This is a genomic window from Frankia sp. CoWAU3, from assembly GCF_977971855.1.
The window spans coordinates 1,258-4,234 of record NZ_CDWWXB010000272.1; the positions used below are offsets into that span (position 1 = coordinate 1,258).

General features: G+C 70.5%; 3 protein-coding genes and 1 pseudogene. All 4 read right to left on the reverse strand.

Annotated features, from left to right (window positions below; translation table 11 throughout):
* A pseudogene (locus AC08ON_RS16975) lies at positions 1–300 on the reverse strand (hypothetical protein); the annotation flags it as partial.
* A 21-nt stretch (positions 301–321) separates the two neighbouring features.
* Positions 322–1,194 carry a DUF6039 family protein gene (locus tag AC08ON_RS16980; protein WP_476608479.1) on the reverse strand — a complete coding sequence of 291 codons (873 nt, stop codon included), beginning with the start codon at positions 1,192–1,194 and terminating at the stop codon, positions 322–324.
* Positions 1,195–1,212: 18 nt separating this feature from the next.
* Positions 1,213–2,148, reverse strand: a complete 936-nt coding sequence (locus AC08ON_RS16985) for an alpha/beta fold hydrolase (protein ID WP_476608478.1) — start codon at positions 2,146–2,148, stop codon at positions 1,213–1,215.
* A gap of 567 nt (positions 2,149–2,715) precedes the next feature.
* Positions 2,716–2,907, reverse strand: coding sequence for a hypothetical protein (locus tag AC08ON_RS16990; protein ID WP_476617330.1), 192 nt, complete (start codon positions 2,905–2,907; stop codon positions 2,716–2,718).
* Between the last annotated feature and the right edge of the window lie 70 nt (positions 2,908–2,977).

Here is a 2,977-nt window from a genome sequence, read left to right on the forward strand (position 1 = left end):
GAGGCCGAGCAGGTCGTGTACGTAGGTACTGATCGGCTTGCCGTAGTCGAGGCCTGACTCGGTGCCCACCACGACGAGCTCGACCGCCGCGCGCCCGCCGTCGTCCAGCGCGTCAATGAGCGGTTTGGCGGCGTTGACCGCGTTGGTTACCGCGTCCTCGCATGGCAGGTTCACCGACTTGCTCTCCATCAGCAGGTTCTCGAAGCGTCGCTGGTCGAGCCCGCGCGCTTCGAACAGCTGCAGCACGCCGAGCGAGGTCCGCCCGACGTAAGCGTTGATCGACTCAATCCCGATACCCATCCGCCCGCGGCCTCCGCCGTGTCAGAACCGTGGCACCATGACGACGTCATGGATGCTGGCGGGCAAGAACAGGTCGTCCCAGGTGCCGCCGCCCTTGGACTCGTGGACGCGCTGCTTGGCAAAGATCGAGGACATCGTCGCCTCGCTGTCGTCGAACTCGCGCAGCAGCCGGTAGTCCTCAAGGTCGCGCAGGTGGATCAGCCAGTGGATACGGTCCTGGCGGCCGAAGTTCTGCTCGTAGAGCAGCGAGGTGACGTGCCCGGGGAACGCTACGTTCACCGCCTCCTGCCAGTCGAAGGCGAACAGCCGCCCCTCCTCGCGGAACTTGTAGGTCACGTCAGCCGTGCGCAGCACCACCGCGCCGGCGTTGGCCGAGTTCAGCTGAGCGCTGATCGGCTGGCTGGTCTGGTTGCGCGCCGCGGGGACATAGAGCGCCGGGTCGGGGGCGGCGTCCTCGTGGCGGTAGTGCAGGCCGTGCTGGGGCAGCAGCACCTGCTCGACCAGACTGCCCGCCACGAACATCCGCTCCCAGCTGCCGTGCCCCTTCTCCGGAAGCCGGTCCACCAGCGAGATGTCGCGGAACTCCTCGTCGTCGTCGACCATCCGCAGCAGGACGCGGTAGTCGTTCGGCGCCTTGAGGTGCACCAGCCAGTGCACGCGGTCGCGCACGCCGAACACCTCGTCGTAGAAGAACGTGGAGATGGTGCCGCCGACCTTGCCGTTCATGTAGGCGACCAGGTCGCGGCTGTACTGGCGGCCCTCGCGAGCGAAGCCGTAGTTGAACTGGCCTACACGGTGCAGGAGCAGCCCGCAGCTGCCGGAGTTCAGGGCGGCGGTCTGCTCGTCGAGGGCGGCAAGGACGGGGGGAGCCGGAGCGGCAGGTGCGGTGGTCATCCGAGGTCTCGATTTCGTTCAGGAGTGACGTCGTATGAAGTCGGTCGCCAGCTCGAACAGCGACGGCGAACCGCGGAAGAGCGCGATGTGGTCGCCGTGGTCGCGGACCACCAGCCGGGCGTCGCGCAGGGTCCCGGCGATCTCGCGGGAGGCCTCGGGGTGCGCGGTCTCGTCGTCGGTGCTGGTGACCACGAGGACGGGCTGGCGGACCCCGTCGACCAGGTCGGCCGCGTCCAGCGCCATGATGGCGCCGTTGATCCGGCTATAGCGGTGGAACAGCTCGGCGGTGGCGTACGGATGCAGCACGAGGTGCGCGAGGTCCCGTGGCACGCTGTCGAGCATCGTGCGCAGCAGGACGTCGTGCACGGACGCGGCGGTCGTCGGGTCGCGCGCGGCCAGCTCCAACACCGCGCTCAGGTTCGCCTGGTGCGCGGTGCGGCAGCCCGGCACGAGCAGGTCGGCGTGCCAGAGGCTGAGCGAGCGCACGAGGTCGGGGCGCTGCGCGGCGGCCGCGAGCGCGAGCACCGCGCCGCCGCACAGTCCGATCACGTGCGCATCCCGGGCCTTCTCCGATTCGAGCACGGTGATCAGATCGCGGGTCTGCCCGGCGACGCGGTCCCGCACGGTTCCGGCCAGGTACGCGCCGTCCAACCGAGCGCGCTCGCCCTCGTTGCCGAACAGCCCGCTCGTCTCCCAGGTCAACACCCTGTGATCGGTGGACAGGGCCGAGACCCACGCGGCGACGAACTCGACCGGCATGCCGCACGGCGCGACCAGCAGCACCGGCGGGGCGTCCGGCGCGCCGCCGGCATAGCCGCGCAGCGTCGTGCTACCGATGCCCTCGGCCACGGAGTATTCGAGGTCGAGGTCGGGGTACGGCAGGTCCATGGCCAGCCGCCGCGCCACCACGCCGCCGAAGACCCCCGGCTCGGCCGGCGGGTCGAGTGAGGGCACCGGCGCCGGGGCGGGCTGCGTGCGCGGCGAGCTCGCGCCGGAAGGCGGCGAGGGCGTCTGGGCCGCTGAGCGGCGTCGCCGGCCGGAAGTACTGCGGGCACGGCAGGACTTCGAGGAGCGGGAGCAGGGAGCGCACCGCCGCCTCGAGCCCGTCCGTACCCGGCGTCGTCGCCGCGCCGTCCACAGCCTGATCCCCCGCGGCCGCGGCCTGACCGTGACCGGCGGCCTGACCGCGACCGGCGGCCGGCGCGCGACGGTGCTGCATCTGCACGGCGGCGGCCCTGCTGGCCGCACGGGACGCGGGGCTTCCGCCGCCGGGGCCGTGCCACGTACCGCGCGTGGGCGGGCACCGGGCACTGCTGGCACATCGCGGTGCCTAGTTCGGGGGCTGCGAGGGAGGCGTTGGCGGAGGTCGTGGCGTTCCTGCGGGCGTATCTCGCCCGATGACGTCGTGGCGTGCCTGTGTATGTGTGACAGCTGCGCTGGCTGTGCCGACCGTGTCGGCTCTTCCTTCCTGCGGTCTACCTGGATCCACCAGTGCTGGTGGTGTGATTTTTCATAGCATGATCAGATATCTGTGATCTTCCCTGGTGCGAGGGTGGGTTGGCCTTTCGGCGTGGTCCGCCGCCGGGATCGGGGGTCGGTGCAGATCTCCCCGGCGGGGACCTTCTTCCGCCGGATGGTCGGAGATATGCCGGGCGGCCAGCCCGCCAGGGCGTAGTCGACCACCATGACCTGGGGCCCCCATGTCGCGGGCATCGGTCCACGCCATCTCGGGTATCGGGGCGTCGCTACGACCGTTTGACCCCGCCCAGACTCACCAAGGAAT